Below are 17,200 nucleotides of genomic sequence, written 5' to 3'. Positions count from 1 at the left end.
GCTGATATCCAGCGGCTTTTTTTATGTATCTTTTTTCGACACTTTTTAAACTCTGTCTTAATGAATCAATCACTGAGGTAAATCAATAAATCGGCCATCCGGCAGGCATACGATAGCGACGCGGTGGAGATTCCCGTGAAGAGGCACCCCCTCTTTTCTTTTGTCTCTATACGCGTACTAATTATGATAACTATTCTCGTTTGTACTTCTTTGCGTATTCAATACGCCGTCAGCCACAGGCTGACAATTTCGCACCATGGACAATTTCTGAGCAATATTTCGCAGTTAAGTGAGATCACCGGGCACGGAAGCGCGGCGTAACCTTTGTCACGCTGCCCCCAAAATGCCTGAATGCTTCGCGAGGAACTATGCAACTTCAATCAAAACGTGCTTATAAAATTACCGGCTTTTCACACGAAATCAGCCCGGCTTACCGGCAGAAACTGTTGTCACTCGGGATGTTACCGGGGTCATTTTTCAACATTATCCGCGTTGCGCCCATGGGTGATCCGGTACAAATCGAAACCCGCCGTACCAGCCTCGTCGTCCGCAGAAAAGACCTCGATCTCCTCCAGCTCGAGATGATGGCCTGATCCCAACATCAGGCCTTTGACAGTTCATTTTTCGCGGCGGCCCCGGGCTTGCATGTTTACCTTTTCTGACACGTAGATTTTATCGAATGAAACCATTAACGATCGGCCTGATTGGTAACCCAAACTCAGGTAAGACCACGCTTTTCAATCAGTTAACCGGTTCACGCCAGCGTGTCGGTAACTGGGCAGGCGTGACCGTCGAGCGCAAAGAAGGTCAGTTTGCCACCGCAGCGCACCAGATTACGCTGGTGGATTTACCGGGCACCTATTCCCTGACCACCATTTCCGAGCAAACTTCGCTCGATGAACAAATTGCCTGCCATTACATTCTGAGCGGCGACGCGGATCTGATGATCAACGTCGTCGATGCCTCAAACCTCGAGCGCAATTTATACCTGACACTGCAACTGCTGGAACTGGGCGTGCCATGCATCGTGGCGCTGAACATGCTGGATATCGCCAAAATACAGAACATCAATATTGATATCCCTGCGCTGTCTGCTCGTCTGGGTTGCCCTGTGGTGGCGCTGGTTTCTACCCGTGCCAGCGGCATCAAAGAACTGAAAGCCGCCATCGACGAATTGCCACAAGTGGCTGTGCTGGAACGTGTGCAATATCATCCGGTTTTACAACAGGAAGTCGATGTCCTGGCCGCCGAAATGCCGCCAGCCATGGCGCTGCAACAACGCCGCTGGCTGGCACTGCAAATTCTTGAAGGGGATATTTATAGCCAGACGCACGCAGGCAACGCACAGGCATTATTGCCGCAGGTGAGAGCCCGGCTGGCTGAGCAGAAACTGGACGATCCGGCACTGCTGATCGCCGATGCGCGTTATCAGAGCATCGCGGCGCTTTGCGCAGAGATCAGCAACTCCCACCTTACGGCGCCGAATAAACTGACGCAGGTGCTCGATCGCGTGATCCTCAACCGCTTTCTGGGCGTACCGATTTTCCTGCTGGTGATGTATCTGATGTTCGTGCTGGCCATCAACATCGGTGGTGCGCTGCAGCCGATTTTCGATATCGGCTCCGCCGCGATTTTCATTCAGGGTACGCAGTGGATTGGCTTTACCCTGCATTTCCCGCAATGGCTGACCATTTTTCTGGCACAGGGGCTGGGTGGCGGTATCAATACCGTGCTGCCTCTGGTGCCACAAATCGGCATGATGTATCTGTTCCTGTCGTTCCTTGAAGACTCCGGTTATATGGCGCGTGCCGCGTTCGTCATGGACAGGCTGATGCAGTCGCTCGGCCTGCCGGGTAAATCCTTCGTGCCACTGATTGTCGGTTTCGGCTGTAACGTGCCGTCTATTATGGGTGCCCGCACGCTGGATGCGCCGCGCGAAAGGCTGATCACCGTGATGATGGCGCCGTTCATGTCATGCGGCGCACGTCTGGCGATTTTTGCGGTGTTCTCTGCGGCCTTTTTCGGGCAGGACGGCGCATCCGTGGTGTTCTCGCTGTATCTGTTGGGCATCGTGGTCGCTATCCTGACCGGACTGCTGCTGAAATACACCATCATGCGCGGCGAAGCCTCGCCGTTTGTGATGGAACTGCCGGTGTATCACGTTCCGCACCTGAAAAGCCTGCTGCTGCAAACGTGGCAACGTCTGAAAGGTTTCGTACTGCGCGCCGGTAAGGTAATCGTGATTGCCAGTATTTTCATCGGCGCACTGAACAGTTTCTCGTTCAGCGGCAAGGCGGTGGATAACATCAATGACTCGGCGCTGGCGTCAGTCAGTAAAGTGCTGACACCGGTGCTCTCGCCGATGGGCGTACATCCTGACAACTGGCAGGCGACCGTGGGTCTGGTCACCGGTGCGATGGCAAAAGAGGTGGTGGTCGGTACGCTGAACACGCTATATACCGCCGAACACATCACCAATGAAGCCTTCGATGCGGCCAGCTTCAACCTGTTCGATGAACTGGGCGGCGCGGTGAAAGAAACCTGGCAGGGTCTGAAAGATACCTTCAGCATCAGCGTGCTGTCGAACCCGATCGAAGCCAGCAAAGGCGACGGCGAAATGGGCGTCAGCTCAATGGGCGTCATGAGCACCAAATTTGGTTCGGCGATTTCGGCTTACAGCTACCTGATCTTTGTATTGCTTTACGTGCCTTGCGTCTCGGTGATGGGGGCGATTGCTCGTGAAACCAGCCGTAGCTGGATGACGTTCTCGATCTTCTGGGGGCTGAACGTGGCGTACTCACTGGCAACCCTGTTCTATCAGGCGGCAACGTTCAGCACGCATCCGGCACACAGCGCGGGCATTATCCTGATCGTACTGATCTTCAATGCCCTCGTCTTAACCGCCCTGCGCAAAGCCCGCAGCCGGGTCAGCGTTCATCTGCAACCGCGCAATGTGGCGGCCTGTTGTAAACCCGCTACCGGCAGCGATTGCCACTAGGAGATGAGATGACCAGTCTGATTCAGGTTCGCGACAGTCTCGCACTGGCCGGGCGGGCAGATGCCCGCCAGCTCAGCCATCAGCTTAATGCACCACAACCGCTGGTGCAGGCGATGCTTGAACGGCTGGTCGCCATGCGCAAAGCAGAAGTGGTCGAAGCTGATGACAGTTGTCTGAGCGGCAGTTGTAAAAGCTGCGCCGACGGCAAGAAATGCCTCACGGTGAGCTATCAGCTCACCCGACACTGATTCAAAGCCTTTCCTGATAGCCGCGTCGCGGCTATCATCACTCCTCGTTTACGCCCGCAGGAGCCTGCATGATCGACAGTGAAATCACCTTCCGTAAACTCGAAATCTTCCTCGCTTATATGGAAAAGCAAAACATCACGCGTACTGCTGAACAACTCGGTCTGAGCAGCGTCAGCGTGCATCGCGCCCTGCATTCACTGGAAGAAGGTTTACGTTGCCCGCTGTTTATCCATCGTGGCCGCAATCTGCTGCCGCTGCCTGCGGCTGAAGCGCTGCTGGAGCACGCGACGCAGGTCATCGAGCAAATGGAACACGGTATCCTGGCGACCCGGCGCGCCGCCGGTTTTGGCGATAAGCGGCTGAAAGTCGGCACGTTATATTCGCTGACGCTGGAAACCATTCCGCGCCTGATCATGGGGCTGAAACTGCGCCGTCCGGAGCTTGAACTGGAACTGGTGATGGGGTCCAACAATGATTTACTGCACAAGCTGGAAGACGGTCAGCTGGATGCCATCCTGATTTCGACCAGTGATTCCAATGTCGATGCCCAGCGTTACGATCAGTTGCCGCTGTTTCAGGACGATATCTTCCTCGCCGCACCGGCCAGCGCAGAACTGATTTCAGAAGGCACAGCGGATTTACGCGATTACAAACAGAAGAAATTCGTGTCGCTGGCTGAAGGGTTCGCCACCTATCACGGCTTTCAGGAAGCCTTCCAGGTCGCCGGTTTCGAACCGGATATCGTGACGCGGGTGAATGATATTTTCTCGATGCTGAGTTTGGTGCAGGCGGGTGTCGGTTACACACTGATTCCCGGCAGGATGAAAGGCGTGTATGAGAATACGGTAAAATTACTGCCACTGGCCGAAGCCTACCAGATGCGCCAGACCATTTCGCTGGTCTTTCCGCACAGCCGCGAGCACGACCCGAATCTGCTCGCCCTCGCCGCTGAAAGCCGGATGTATGCGCTAGCGAGCAGAAAGCGCTGACGCATTCGTATGGGTCGCCGGTTTAGCGATCGGCTTTCCCACGATTAAGCCCTCAATGGAAATATCTTCATCCAGAGCATCCCAATGCAAACCATAAGCACTGGTTTCGCAATCCTGACGCTGTGCGGGTGTTGCGTTCAGCAGAACAGGAAATTGCGCCAGCGGCACTGTCAGGATCTGGCCATCTTCAAGAGTCACCCACATTGTACTTTCATCAAAACGAACACTTTTAGGCGAAATATTCATTCCATGCTCCTTGAAATAGTGTCTGATAAACGTTAGTTAACGTTATAATTTCCCTGATCTCTTTGGCAGAAGAACCTGTCTGGCGACATAGGGCAACAGGTGAAAGCCATAGTTTGGCTTCTTTCTGACCAGATCTTACATGAATATGATGCGGTTCAAGAGGATTTCCTTCATTGGAATAGAAGAAAAAACGGTAATTTTTAAAGCGTAGTATCACTGGCATGGCGGTGACTTCCCTGTATAAACAGTCCGATAAAAACAAAAAACCTTTCACTCAGGAAAGGCTTTTATTCCGTAGCATCACCAACCTATCACGCCTTTAATCAGCGTTCGTTTTGCCGTAACCGTGTTGCGAGACGTCGCGCAACCTGCATACCCGACTGGCATAACGACAGCGCTTCGCCCTGCTCCATCGCGCGGCGTGTCAGGCCGCTCAGCACCGCGCCCGGCGGCATTTCAATTGCCAGTCGCACATCGCGCTGATACGCGGCAACCATGGCGTCACGCCAGTTGACAGTACGGGCCATGTTCATCGCCAGGTCGTCAGCGATTTTTTCCGGTTGCCAGTACACACGCCCGGTTGTTCCGCTGAGATAACCGCTGATCGGGCGGGAAATATGAATCTGTTTAAACGCCTCAACCAGTTTCGCCGCAGGCTGATCAAGCAGCGCACAGTGTGACGGCACACTGACCGCCAGCTGATGGGTTTTCTGTGCGCCCTGCGCTTTAGCGAGTTGCATCACCTGCGCCATCGCGGCATCGCTGCCGGCAATCACCAGTTGATCTTCCGCGTTAATATTCGCCAGATATACCGGCGATTCTGCACTGTTGACCTGCGCCACCAGATCTTCAACCTGCATCTGACGCAGACCGGTGATCGCCGAGAGGCCAAAGCCCTGCGGATAAGCCTGTTGCATCAGCTCACCGCGCAGCGCGACCAGACGTACAGCATCGCAATAGTCGAGCGCACCGGCAATCACCGCCGCCGGAAACGCGCCAATCGACAGCCCGCTGCAAAAATCAGCTTCGATTCCTTCGGCCTGACATTGTTTCGCCCAGACCACACCGGCAATCAGTAAACACAGTTGTACCGCGCGGGTGGAACGCAGAGCATCGGCGCTGTCGAGCAGCAGAACGTCTTCATCCAGCGCGAGGCTGGCCTGTTCGATGAGGGAATGCGTGAGCGGGTTATCCGGCAGGCGATGCAGCATTTGCGGCACCTGCGGCCCTTGCCCGGGGAAGGTAAATAAGATTTTCATCGTGCTCCTTGCTTCTTTTTGCGGGCCTTAGCCTGCCGGCGATTGCCACGGGTCGCGCACCAGCAACGGGCCGGACGCCGTTTTCAGCATGATGTCACCGCCACGCAACCATTCGCTGAGGGCAAATCCCCCCTGCGGCGTATTGATCTGAACATCGGCGCGGCAGGGAAGCCGCTGAAGCTGGTCGTAAAAATCGGAAAACTGAGAAGGTTCTGCCGGTGTGTCGCAACGCACCAGTAAATCGAGATCGCTGTCGGCATGCATCACCGGGAGATCACTGGCCAGCGCGTAGGCGCAACTGCCCGTCACCCCCCATGAGAAAGGCAGTTGCAGACTGCATAACGTGATCAGCGCCTGCACCGGTTGCTGAGACACAAACGGCGAGTGCAAAAGTGCGTTGACGTCGCTGACCAGTGATTCGGGCGTGACGACCCGCACCACCGCCGCCGGGTCAATCCAGGCGGCGGCTCGCTGAATACGGGTCAGCCCGCGAATACCCACCGGAACCGCACCGTCAGCACGCTTATCGCGACGCACTACCAGCGGCAGCGCAGTGCGCCAGCCGGTGTTTACCCATTCGGGTAAGGTTGTGTCGCTTTGCAGCGCTGAACGGTCGCTTATCCAGACAAAATCATGGGCACGCGGGTCACACATATTCAATCCTTCTTAAATCAATGCAATGCAGCGGTCAGTGAGATAAACAGCGGCAAAGTCACGATACACAATACGGAACTGATCAGCAGTGATGCTTCTGCATCCGGGGACTGCACACCGAAACGGTTACCGAACACGATACCGAAGAAACCGGCAGACAGCGCAATCATCAGTATTGCGGTCACAGCAACCTGACCGCTCAGGCCAAATGCCAGAACCAGACCCCAGGCGATGAACGGCTGGATCAGGTTTTTCGCCACACAAGACAACAACACCGGACCGTTAATTTTCAGTTTACGGGCTGACAGGATCACACCGGTCAGGAACAGCGCAGATGCGGTGGCTGACAGCCCCAGCGGCTTGATCGAAGCCAGGAAGATTTCCGGCATTTTAATGCCAATCGCTGACAGGATCACGCCCAGCAACGGTGCCCAGACGATCGGTTTTTTCACTGAGCGCCACATCAGAACCGGCAGCAATGCCAGGGAAGATCCCTGATTTTCACCACTGAGACGTGCTTTTTCACGTTCAAGGATCAGCAGACAGAACGGCGTCATCAGCACAGAACCGCAGGCGATAGAGACCGCGACGGACAGCGATGTTGACGGCGCATCACCCAGCACGCTGCCCAGAATAGGCAAACCCAGTGCCGCATAGTTCGGCAGTGCGACAGTCAGCGTCAGAACCGCCGCATCCTGCGCAGATTTTTTGAAGACTTTGGTGCAAATAAAGTAAATCGCCGCGTAGGTTATCCACATCGCCAGAACCAGCACCAGAATCAGCGGTGACTGTTCCACAATGCCCGCCCACGGGGTTTGTACGGTGGCTGCAAACAGCGCAGCAGGTAAAGCAAAATCCATCACGAAAATATTCAGTAAAGAGACATTCTGGTTATCCACCATTTTCGCTTTCCCGGCGTAAAAACCGAGGATCATGATGACGAAAATAGGGGCAAGCGCGTGCAATATTACGTAAGTCATAGCGTTTTTCCTGAGGCAAAAAATGATTGCTCAGTCGGCGCCGGTGCGATGGTTTTTTTAGTATGACAGTCCAGTTGCAGACAACAGCAGGCCCTCGCCCGGACGGTATGTCAGGGCGGGAACCCGCAATGCGGCTGCGTCACGCTGTTTGCAGGTGCGTTACCGGTTGAGACTGAAAGTTGTTAACGAATTACCATTCCTGGCGCATCTGCTGGCGAACGCGCTGCGAACTTGCGCGGTTTTCTGCACCCAGACGGTTGCTGAGGCTAACGCCTTCTTTGCGTGCGTCCTGGATGTTTTGCCAGACAACGTTTTGCACGTTGCTGATGTCGTCGGGTGTGGCCTTATCCGGATCAGCGATGTCGAGTAATTGCGACAGCAGGCCCAGCGTGGCGTAGTTTTCGATGTCGTAAGCCATCGGCGGAATGGTGGCAGCCAGTTTTTCCAGCGCATCCACAGAACGTAAGGTGATACGTGCGGCGGATTCTTTACCCATCGCGTGGATCATCACGCCGTTGTTTTTGAAGGCGATCAGTTTGTTAGCCTGATAACCGTGCGCCAGAAACGCACCGGACATCGCTTTACCGACAATCAGCCCGACCACCGGATGCCCGGCCAGACGCGCTTTGGCGTAAGCGCCTGCGGCACCGGCCAGCGCCTGATGGATACCGAACGCTTCTTCGCGGCGACCATAAGCCTGACTTGGTACGTCGATGACCGCCACGATGGCGCGTTTGGTGCTGGCATCCGCGTCGGCGTCAATCACGTCGTTAACGACTTTTGCCAGATTCCAGCCTTCGAGCAAACCGACTTCGCCGCCCGCTGCACGCGGATACTGGTTATTTTTGTCCGGCACCACGGCGATGAAACGTACCGGCTGGTCATTCATTTTGCCGTCAGCCGCTTTCACGGAAGGGCAAAGACCGGTTACCGGAGTGGCGTCTTTGGTCAGTTCAGCGAACCAGTAATCACCCCGGCTGGCTGCATTATTTGCTACGTTGCTCATGCGCGATCCTCCCGGTTAAACAAGGCTTCCGTCACTTCACGGCTGGCCTGCTGCGCGGTGTCAAAACCGGTCAGTTTTGGCAGGTAATAATCATAATTATCAGAACGATGTGTCGCAGGTACGCCCGCTTTAATAAAGGCCAGCACGCTGTCTTTCACTTCATTCAGGGAATCTTTCACCAGCGCATCAACAAACCCGCTGTGATAACGCACTTCGCCACCGGTCATGCTCCAGATAAACGGACGGTCGCGGGAATCGTATTCATCGATACCGGCTTCCTGTTCGATAACCTGCGGACCGTTCAGTCCCAGACGGGCTTCACGGGTGACAATCAGATAGCTGCACAGCGCGGCGGCAATCGACATCCCGCCAAAGCAACCAACAGTACCGGCAACGACGCCGATCACCGGCGTATAGCGGCGCAAATCAACAATGGCGGCGTGAATATCCGCGATCGCCGCCAGACCCAGATTGGCCTCCTGCAAACGCACACCACCGGTTTCCAGCAGCAGAACGGCCTGCGTCGGGATGCCGTTACGGTTATCTTCTGCAGCCATTTCCAGCGCAGCAGCCATTTTGGCACCGGACACTTCGCCCATGCTGCCGCCCTGGAAGCTGCCTTCAATCGCCACAACGACAGCAGGCTGGCCGTTAATCTGACCTTTGGCGACGACCATGCCGTCATCGGCCTGCGGCACGATGCCCTGCGGTTCCAGCCACGGAGACATAATGCGTTCGAACGGCCCGAGCAGTTCACGGAAAGTCCCGGCGTCCAGCAATTTGCGGGCGCGCTGACGGGCGCTCAGTTCGATAAAGCTCTGATCAGTATCAGTTGGCATTTTCAGCCTCCTCAAAGACCTGTTCGATACGCAGACGGGCAACGCCGGGTGTGGCGCCAAAATCATTGATGTCGAGACGACCGGCCGGTAATTCACGCAGCGCACTCAGACGGTTAAAAAAGTTCTGCCATAAGGTATGGCTGCCGTCGACCGAGGTGGTGACGATAATGTTCAGTTCATTGACTGTTTTTGGTTCATACAGCGCTTCTAAATCGCCGGAACCTACCACGCCTGCTTCGGCACGGCCTGCCAGCGGTTTTGCCGCCGGGTAGTTAAATTCAAAACGTTCCATAACACCTCTTTGTACTGATGTTAGTTAATGCGTATCCGGTTCAGACCACGCTGACGCGGTCAAGAAACAGCGTCGCAGCCAGTAAATCAGCGGCACCGCCGGGCGATGTGTTGTCCGCCAGCATCCGGTGTTCGAGATGGCGCAACCGTTGTTTGCCCGCCATCGTGCTGGTGCCACCGGCTTCCAGCACGGCCTGCGCGCCCTGATGCATGGCTTCCAGCGCCGGTAAGCCACCGCGTGACAGCACGCAGGTGTCGGCCAGTGTGGACATCACCGCCAGTAAGGCATCGACCTGCGCTTCGCTTTCGCTGGCGCCGTGTGCCCGGCTGTGATGAAGCTGCGGCAGTGCACAACCGATAATGTGCGGGAAACCGCTTTGCGCCTCTTCGCGTGCACCCGGCACCTGATAACGCTGCACGGCGTGCGAACCTTTACTGAATTTTTTCGGGCTGAAAGCATCGGGTAACGCTGCAATTTTCGCGGCGCGCTGCGCAATATGCAGCGGCAGTAAACTTTCCGGCTGCATGGAGACGGCGCTGACCAGCAACCCCATCGCCCAGATAGCGCCCCGGTGAGTATTCACGCCGCCGGTTTCTGCCATCATCTGCGCTTCGCCAGCACGACCTAAACGGCCCACTTCCTGACGCAGGGCGATATCCGCCGGGCGCTGCCAGCTGTGTAAAGCCAGCAAATAGAACGTGGACGTCAGGCTGCGCGCCGAACGCACCATCAGATCTAAACTTAAATCCTGATGGGCTCCGGCACTCCGGCTGTCTACCAGCCCCGGTTTCGGGCTAAGCCGCGCTTCGTCGATCAGCGCCTGCGTCGCCGTTTCTGCCAGCCTTTCGGCCAGTTCTTCCGCTGTGAGCAGAGCGCCAGTCGTTAAAGTCTGCGGCATAGTGATCACCAGCTACGGAATTTGGCTGGCGGGTTATACAAGCCGCCGGACCAGTCAACCAGCTCGCTCACGCTGCCCGCCGCCAGTAATGAACGGGTGGCGTCGGTGCGGCGGATGCCCATATCTTCCGGGAAGACCACCAGTTCCTGACGGCGCAGGTCGGCGACGCGTTTGGCGTCAACGCCCAGACCGATGTCAGTGATACCGGCAACTGCCGCCACCATCGCACGGCGTTCTTCGAGAGAACGGGCGCGGTAAAGATAGGCGATACCTTCTTCGGTCAGCACGTGGGTCACGTCGTCGCCGTAAATCATCACCGGCGTCAGCGGCATACCGGATTCTTTACCCACATCAACGGCTTCGAGTTTCTCAACGAATGTCGGTTTGCCCCCGGCCTGGAAGGTTTCCACCATCTGTACGACCAGTTTTTTACCGCGTGCCATCGGGTCCGGCTCTTCAATCATGTCGAGCCAGGCTGGCGTGGAGTGACGGCGACCGTGCGGATCATGCCCCATGTTAGGCGCGCCCCCGAAACCGGCCAGACGACCGCGGGTCACGGTTGACGAGTTCGCCAGCCCGTCAACCTGCAAGGTCGAACCGATGAACATATCTACCGCGTACTGGCCTGCCATCTGGCAGAACGCACGGTTGGAGCGCATAGAACCGTCGGAGCCGGTGAAGAACACGTCAGGACGGGCGCGGATATATTCTTCCATCCCCATTTCGCCGCCGAAGCAGTGAACGGTTTCCACCCAGCCGCTTTCAATCGCCGGGATCAGCGTCGGATGCGGGTTCAGTGTCCAGTGTTTACAGATTTTGCCACGCAGGCCGAGCTGTTCGCCGTAAGTGGGCAGCAGCAGTTCGATAGCGGCGGTGTTAAAACCGATACCGTGGTTGAGCGACTGCACGTTGTGTTTGGCGTAGATGCCTTTAATGGCCATCATGGCCATCAGCACGTGAACCGGTTTGATCAGGCGCGGGTCACGGGTGAACAGCGGTTCGATGAAGAATGGCTTGTCGGCGACGACCACGAAATCGATCCAGTCGCCCGGAATATCGACGCGCGGCAGATCGGTGTCTTCTTCAACAAGTTCATTCACCTGCGCAATTACGATACCGTTTTTGAAGGCTGCGGCTTCGACCAGCGCCGGGGTGTCTTCGGTGCTTGCGCCGGTATACAGATTGCCTTTGCGGTCAGCTTTGAAACCGGCGATCAGTGCGATGTTCGGCACCAGATCGACGTAAAGACGGGAATACAGTTCGATATAGGTGTGGATCGCACCGATTTCCATCTGACCGTCTTCCAGCAACTGCGCGATGCGCAGGCTTTGCGGACCGGAGAACGCAAAATCGAGCTTACGGGCGATGCCACGTTCAAAGAGATCCAGATGTTCAGCGCGGCTGACGCTCGGCATGATCATATGTAAATCATGCAGCTTTTCAGGATTCACTTTCGCCAGTGATCGGGAAAGGAAGTCAGCTTGTTTTTGGTTGTTACCCTCCATCACCACGCGGTCGCCGGAGGCAATCAGCGTTTCGAGGATGGGGATAATTTTATCTGTGGGTAAAACTTTACCCTCTGCCACGGAACGGACACTGTCGATACGCCGTTGTTTTTCATTGCGGCGGGTGTCCCACACTTTCGTGGTCTGCGGATGTTGCGGCATGCCAAACCTCCCTGGGTTGAGCTTGCTGAATCTTTCCCGGCGTGATGAAACAAGAGGCATCGGGAAGTTCAGTCAAGTGGCGGTTGCATCACATTTGACCTGTTTTGATAGCCTGCTAAGTGTAAGCAGCGAAGAATATTGCATCAATTAAGCGTCCGGACACTTCGTTACGCTGAGAGTAACGATCTGACGTATTTCTTTAAAAACAAATTGATACAGAACAAAGAAAGAGAAGGAGCGCACAGAAAACGGGAATAAAAAAGGGATGCACAAAGGCATCCCGGGGTTCAGAGCAGCATAAAAGCGATTATTTGAAGACTTCAGCCGTTGCGGTGATTTTCTTCTTCTCCTGAGCCGCAATCACCACATAGTATTTGCCGCCCTTTTCATCAGCCAGTTTGGACAATTCTTCTTTCGCATCCATTGGCGCAGTGTATTCATTGCTGGTCGTGACCACGCCCAGACTGGTGTAACCCTTATCTTTGGCTTCTTCTTTCGAGATCATCTCTGCCGCCATCGCGTTGAGTGAGAATAACCCTGTCAGAATTGCCGCAACGATAATTTTGTTTGATTTCATGACATTACCTCTAAATTGGATGAATAGTTCTCAAAGAAAGCAGTCAGGATATGAACAGCGGGTGTATCTGCGCTGGCATGACCTTCATGGTTAAACGCCAGTAAACTCCCCAGAGACGCAAACAGGCTCGCGTAACAACTTACGCCCACCTTTCACCCCGTCATCATCGGCTTAAGTATTAGTCACCCTTGAGAATTAGCCAGAAAATTGAAAAAAATATTTACATTGGCTTGCAGTCTGCAATCAGGAAACGCTCGACAAGTTCACAAAACCTATCAGGGTGGGAGATAAACGGCGCATGTGCAGCCTTTTCAACGACTTCCGAACAGGAATCGGGCAGAATCGCATCCATCAGCGGCACCATTTTTCTCGGTACCAGCCCGTCGAGCGCACCGTAAATACGCAGGACTGGCAAGGTCAGTTGCGTCACCGGCTGGCGCAAATCCACGTTGCGTAAAATCTCCAGCCCGCCATTGAGCACGGCCACCGGCGGCATCGGCAGATTCAGAACGATCGATTTAAGCAGCCGCGCATCCTGACGGGCGCTGTCGCTGCCCAGCGTCTGCAGCGCCAGAAAACGCTCAACCGTGCGCTGGAAATCTTCACTTAACTGATGCTGAAAACCCTGTAATACGTCCGGGCGGATCCCCGGCCAGTTTTCATGGGCTGCAAAACAGGGCGATGATGCCACGGTAATCAGTTTTTCCACGCGCTGCGGCGCACTCAGGGCTATCTGGCTGGCCACCAGGCCGCCCAGCGACCAGCCAAGTAATGCGCTTTTCTCCGGCATTGCGGCAAGCACGGTTTCCGCCATCTCTTCCAGCGTCATCGCCCCGAAACCCTCACTGCGGCCATAGCCCGGCAGATCAATCAGATGCAGACAAAATTGCGGCGCAAGTCGCTCTGCCGTGTAACGCCACACTTCGGCATTCAGCCCCCATCCGTGAAGCAGCACAAGATGGCGATCTCCTTCGCCGATAGTCTCCCGGTAAAGCGTATTCATAGCGTATTGTCCGTGTCTGTCTGATTGGCAAAAGGAACCCGCCGCTATGCTAACAATTGCCAGCCGCTGTTGGCTATGCCAGTGTCCGCTGCATCTCCCGGTTCAGGGCATTTGCAGTTTGTGCATGAAACATCTGCCGGTCGCACCGCCCTGCTGCCTGCGCTGCGGATTGCCCTCTTCCGGGGGCCATGCCGATTGCGGACGTTGTCTGTTAAAACCCCCACCGTGGGACGCGATGATCTTCGCCAGCCCTTATGAAATGCCGGTGAGCGGGCTGGTTCTGCGGTTCAAATTCTCCAGGCAACCGGAACTCGACACCACACTTGCCCGTTTACTTTTTCTGCGCTGGCAGGAACGCTACCGGATGAGCAATCTGCCCAGACCCGACGTGCTTCTCAGCGTGCCGCTGCATCAGAAGCGCTATTTCTCGCGCGGGTATAATCAGAGTGAATTGCTCGCGAAGCCGCTGGCACGCTGGCTGCATTGCCAATATCTGCCCGATGCCCTGAGCCGCAACCGGCGCACGCCGCCGCAGCAAAGTCTGACCGAGCACGAGAGAAAGTGGAATCTGCGCAAAGCCTTCACCTGCCATGCCAGCCTGCGCGATAAGCACGTGATGTTGCTCGATGATGTGGTCACGACCGGCAGTACTGTCAGGGAAATCAGCAAGATTCTGCGTAATCAGGGCGTTGCTTCGCTGCAAATTGCCTGTATTTGCCGGACTTTACAGGCGTAAGCACGTGCTGCTAACACACTGGCAACGTGAAGGGTGACGGGTAAAAACAAAGGGCGTATTATAACCAACTAGAGTAGTCAACTATTGAGCGAATGTTATGATCCTTATTACCGATGCTGCCCAAGAGCACTTTGCCAAATTGCTGGCAAGCCAGGAAGAAGGCACCCAAATCCGCGTATTCGTGATCAATCCCGGTACGCCAACCGCAGAATGCGGTGTCTCCTATTGCCCACCTGACGCCGTAGAAGCGACGGATACCGAACTCAAGTTCGAGAAACTGTCTGCTTTCATTGATGAATTAAGCGCGCCTTATCTGCAAGACGCCGTGATCGACTTCGTCACCGATCAGCTCGGTTCCCAGCTCACGCTGAAAGCCCCGAACGCCAAAATGCGTAAAGTCTCTGACGATGCGCCGCTGATGGAACGTGTTGAATATCAGTTGCAGTCGCAGATTAACCCGCAGTTAGCCAGCCATGGTGGTCGTGTTTCCCTGATGGAAATCACCGACGACGGCATCGCTATCCTGCAATTCGGCGGCGGTTGCAACGGCTGTTCGATGATTGATGTCACCCTGAAAGACGGCATCGAGAAAGAACTGCTGCAAAACTTCCCTGAGCTGAAAGGCGTTCGCGACCTGACTGAACACCAGCGCGGCGAACACTCCTTCTACTGATCACCTGCTGATCAGCCAGAACATAAAAAGCACCCTTCCGTTGGGTGCTTTTTTTTTATGCCTGCCTGCGCTGGTTTAAATCACTGAGCAGCGCATCAATATGCTCATCAGCAAACATGTCCTCCAGGGTTCGCGTCAGTTTGCGCCGCCAGTTGGGGTATTCGGTATTGGTGCCCGGCACATTCACCGGCAAATCCATGTCCAGCCAGTCTTCCGGTTGCAAACCCAGCAACGCGCTGGCACTGCCCGCCAGATAACGTTGCAAACCCAGGTTCAGCAGCGGCGTCATCGGCATGTTTTCAGCACTGCGGCTGATCGATTTCGGCACACACTGTGTCAGATGCAGCGCATTAAGAAGCCCCTGCTTGCTACGTTCACGTTCCCCGCGCAGTTTTTCCAGCACCTGCGGATCAGGATAAACGCCCAGCGACGCTCCGAGCGTTAAATCGCCCCCTTCCCAGTAGCCCCGCAACGTCGGTAAATCATGGGTGGTGACCGTTGCCATCGCTTGTGAAACATAATCTTCCGGCGGCCGGTAAAGGAAGTGTTTATCGTGCTCGAAATACAACACTTTGTAGGAATACACCCCGCTGTCACGCAGGCTGGCGAGGATTTCTTTCGGCACGGTACCGAGGTCTTCACCAATCACCATGCACTGATGCCGCTGACTTTCCAAAGCCAGCACACCGAGTAAATCCTCCAGCGGATAACGGACATACGCGCCGCTGCCCGCCTCCTGTTCGGCGGGTATCCACCACAAACGCAGCAACCCCATGACGTGATCGATACGCAGTGCACCGCATTCCGCCATGTTTGCACGCAGCAAATCTATGAACGGCTGATAGGCACGGGCTTTCATTTCGTGTGGATCAATGGGCGGAAGCCCCCAGTTTTGTCCCTGCGGGCCGAGAATATCTGGCGGCGCACCGATGGTAGCATTCAGGCAATACAGCGCCGGATCGGACCAGGTTTCCGCGCCGCCTTGCGCTACGCCAACCGCCAGATCACGATACACGCCGATCGGCATCTTCAGCTCAACACTGCGCTGATAACATGCGGAAAACTGCATCTGCGCCAGCCATTGCTGCCACTGATAAAATTCAATTTCACCGGCGTAACGCTCGCTGAATTCCCGCACTTGTGCACTTTTCGCATCACGATAGACTTCCGGCCATACCGGCCAGCCCCACTGGCCTAAATCCAGATCGCGCAGATGCGTATGCAGTGCGTCGAACAACGCCTGCTGTCGCAGGCTGTCGCCACCAAGTGCGACGAAACGGCGAAAATCCTGCTTACGCGGGCTGTCTTCCGGCAACTCGCAAAACAGCGGCCAGGCCAGTTTGAGCGCCGCCGATTTCAGCGCCATCACCAGCGGATAATCGACAAACTCCGTGCTGCGCGCCTGCAGTAACGCCTCGCGCGTCTCTGTCGAATGCCACCAGTCTTGCGCCTCGCGACTGGCGGTAAACTCCTCCACGGCATTCACATCAATGTAGGTCAGATTCAGCCAGCGGCGGGACGACGGACTGTAAGGGCTGGCACTTTGCGGATTCGCCGGATAGAGCGCGTGTATCGGATTCAGCCCGACGAACGCCCCGCCGCGTTTCCCAACTTCTTCGACCATTTTTTTCAGGTCACCGAAGTCGCCTGCGCCCCAGTTATTCTCCGAGCGCAGCGTGTAAAGCTGAACCGTCGCGCCCCACAGTTTTTCCCCTGCCAGCAATGCCTCCGGCTCATAACAGCGCGGCGGCGCGACGATGATCCGGCAAGGCCAGACGTTATCATTTTGCGATAACGTCAACTGGTGATAGCCGGCAGGCAGCGCAGCCCCGAGGTTCAACACGTTGCCTGTCAGGATTTCGCCCTGCGTCTGGCTGCCATTTTCCTGCGTCAGTTGCCATTGAAATGCGCCACTGCCTTCCGGCGTGAGCCACACTTTTTTGCCTTGTGTAAACACTTTGACCGGCGGCACGGGCGTGATTTCCGGCACGTCAGCCGGATCACGCCCCATCGCCGCCAGCAAGGCGACGCGCGTGTCATCTGACACCGTTTCCACGTCATCCGTCATATTAATGAAACTGTCTACAATGCCTGCCCGGCGCGCGGCCTCAGCAAGTTGCTTGTCCTCCATGTCG

The 17,200-nt window shown here is 55.7% G+C and carries 19 protein-coding genes; 6 read left to right on the top strand and 13 right to left on the bottom strand.

Features of this window, described 5'->3' with window-relative positions; genetic code table 11:
- The first annotated feature begins 368 nt into the window (after positions 1 to 368).
- The 4 genes from feoA to ABIC79_RS17490 all read left to right on the top strand — a co-directional run bounded on the left by feoA (position 369) and on the right by ABIC79_RS17490 (position 4,235).
- Entirely contained in the window at positions 369 to 593 is a 225-nt protein-coding gene (feoA, locus tag ABIC79_RS17505; RefSeq protein ID WP_013573590.1) for a ferrous iron transporter A, read from the top strand.
- An 86-nt stretch (positions 594 to 679) separates the two neighbouring features.
- Complete coding sequence (feoB, locus tag ABIC79_RS17500; protein ID WP_013573589.1) at positions 680 to 2,998, top strand: Fe(2+) transporter permease subunit FeoB; 2,319 nt, start codon at positions 680 to 682, stop codon at positions 2,996 to 2,998.
- 8 nt (positions 2,999 to 3,006) lie between these two features.
- Positions 3,007 to 3,246 (top strand): FeoC-like transcriptional regulator, encoded by a 240-nt coding sequence (locus ABIC79_RS17495; RefSeq protein ID WP_013573588.1) that lies wholly within the window; start codon positions 3,007 to 3,009, stop codon positions 3,244 to 3,246.
- A gap of 68 nt (positions 3,247 to 3,314) precedes the next feature.
- On the top strand, positions 3,315 to 4,235 hold the full coding sequence (locus tag ABIC79_RS17490; RefSeq protein ID WP_013573587.1) for a LysR family transcriptional regulator: 921 nt from the start codon (positions 3,315 to 3,317) through the stop codon (positions 4,233 to 4,235).
- Here the strand turns inward: ABIC79_RS17490 and ABIC79_RS17485 are convergent.
- The 12 genes from ABIC79_RS17485 to bioH all read right to left on the bottom strand — a co-directional run bounded on the left by ABIC79_RS17485 (position 4,215) and on the right by bioH (position 13,656).
- The gene (locus ABIC79_RS17485; protein WP_013573586.1) at positions 4,215 to 4,481 is read right to left on the bottom strand and encodes a DUF2442 domain-containing protein; all 267 of its coding nucleotides are present in this window, start codon (positions 4,479 to 4,481) and stop codon (positions 4,215 to 4,217) included. The two genes, ABIC79_RS17490 and ABIC79_RS17485, sit on opposite strands and share 21 nt — an antisense overlap.
- Positions 4,465 to 4,704, bottom strand: a complete 240-nt coding sequence (locus tag ABIC79_RS17480) for a DUF4160 domain-containing protein (RefSeq protein WP_013573585.1) — start codon at positions 4,702 to 4,704, stop codon at positions 4,465 to 4,467. Before ABIC79_RS17480 ends, ABIC79_RS17485 begins: the two co-directional genes overlap by 17 nt.
- Before the next feature lie 100 nt (positions 4,705 to 4,804).
- Positions 4,805 to 5,740 (bottom strand): malonate decarboxylase subunit epsilon, encoded by a 936-nt coding sequence (gene mdcH, locus ABIC79_RS17475; protein ID WP_013573584.1) that lies wholly within the window; start codon positions 5,738 to 5,740, stop codon positions 4,805 to 4,807.
- 27 nt (positions 5,741 to 5,767) lie between these two features.
- Positions 5,768 to 6,394 carry a malonate decarboxylase holo-ACP synthase gene (locus tag ABIC79_RS17470; protein ID WP_354567956.1) on the bottom strand — a complete coding sequence of 209 codons (627 nt, stop codon included), beginning with the start codon at positions 6,392 to 6,394 and terminating at the stop codon, positions 5,768 to 5,770.
- 17 nt (positions 6,395 to 6,411) lie between these two features.
- Positions 6,412 to 7,374 (bottom strand): AEC family transporter, encoded by a 963-nt coding sequence (locus tag ABIC79_RS17465; RefSeq protein WP_013573582.1) that lies wholly within the window; start codon positions 7,372 to 7,374, stop codon positions 6,412 to 6,414.
- 190 nt (positions 7,375 to 7,564) lie between these two features.
- Positions 7,565 to 8,380, bottom strand: coding sequence for a biotin-independent malonate decarboxylase subunit gamma (gene mdcE, locus ABIC79_RS17460; RefSeq protein ID WP_013573581.1), 816 nt, complete (start codon positions 8,378 to 8,380; stop codon positions 7,565 to 7,567).
- Positions 8,377 to 9,219 (bottom strand): biotin-independent malonate decarboxylase subunit beta, encoded by an 843-nt coding sequence (locus ABIC79_RS17455; RefSeq protein ID WP_013573580.1) that lies wholly within the window; start codon positions 9,217 to 9,219, stop codon positions 8,377 to 8,379. Before ABIC79_RS17455 ends, mdcE begins: the two co-directional genes overlap by 4 nt.
- Positions 9,209 to 9,511, bottom strand: a complete 303-nt coding sequence (locus ABIC79_RS17450) for a malonate decarboxylase subunit delta (RefSeq protein WP_013573579.1) — start codon at positions 9,509 to 9,511, stop codon at positions 9,209 to 9,211. Before ABIC79_RS17450 ends, ABIC79_RS17455 begins: the two co-directional genes overlap by 11 nt.
- A 40-nt stretch (positions 9,512 to 9,551) precedes the next feature.
- The gene (locus ABIC79_RS17445) at positions 9,552 to 10,409 is read right to left on the bottom strand and encodes a triphosphoribosyl-dephospho-CoA synthase (RefSeq protein WP_013573578.1); all 858 of its coding nucleotides are present in this window, start codon (positions 10,407 to 10,409) and stop codon (positions 9,552 to 9,554) included.
- A 5-nt stretch (positions 10,410 to 10,414) separates the two neighbouring features.
- A complete protein-coding gene (gene mdcA / locus ABIC79_RS17440) occupies positions 10,415 to 12,076 on the bottom strand; it encodes a malonate decarboxylase subunit alpha (RefSeq protein ID WP_354567952.1) in 1,662 nt (553 codons plus the stop codon).
- A 307-nt stretch (positions 12,077 to 12,383) separates the two neighbouring features.
- Positions 12,384 to 12,653, bottom strand: coding sequence for a YdgH/BhsA/McbA-like domain containing protein (locus tag ABIC79_RS17435; protein ID WP_014333504.1), 270 nt, complete (start codon positions 12,651 to 12,653; stop codon positions 12,384 to 12,386).
- 220 nt (positions 12,654 to 12,873) lie between these two features.
- The gene (bioH, locus tag ABIC79_RS17430; RefSeq protein ID WP_013573575.1) at positions 12,874 to 13,656 is read right to left on the bottom strand and encodes a pimeloyl-ACP methyl ester esterase BioH; all 783 of its coding nucleotides are present in this window, start codon (positions 13,654 to 13,656) and stop codon (positions 12,874 to 12,876) included.
- Between the two features lie 46 nt (positions 13,657 to 13,702).
- Between bioH and gntX the strand changes: the two genes are divergently transcribed.
- Positions 13,703 to 14,392: a DNA utilization protein GntX gene (gene gntX, locus ABIC79_RS17425; protein ID WP_013573574.1), complete on the top strand. Its 690-nt coding sequence runs from the start codon at positions 13,703 to 13,705 to the stop codon at positions 14,390 to 14,392.
- Positions 14,393 to 14,489: 97 nt separating this feature from the next.
- Positions 14,490 to 15,065 carry a Fe-S biogenesis protein NfuA gene (nfuA, locus tag ABIC79_RS17420; protein WP_013573573.1) on the top strand — a complete coding sequence of 192 codons (576 nt, stop codon included), beginning with the start codon at positions 14,490 to 14,492 and terminating at the stop codon, positions 15,063 to 15,065.
- 55 nt (positions 15,066 to 15,120) lie between these two features.
- Here the strand turns inward: nfuA and malQ are convergent, their stop codons facing one another.
- A complete protein-coding gene (malQ, locus tag ABIC79_RS17415) occupies positions 15,121 to 17,196 on the bottom strand; it encodes a 4-alpha-glucanotransferase (protein ID WP_119261105.1) in 2,076 nt (691 codons plus the stop codon).
- Between the last annotated feature and the right edge of the window lie 4 nt (positions 17,197 to 17,200).

This window comes from Rahnella sp. 2050, from assembly GCF_040544515.1.
GTDB lineage: Bacteria > Pseudomonadota > Gammaproteobacteria > Enterobacterales > Enterobacteriaceae > Rahnella > Rahnella aceris.
Note: the sequence above shows the minus strand (reverse complement) of the source record. Positions and strands in the feature narration are given on the sequence as shown.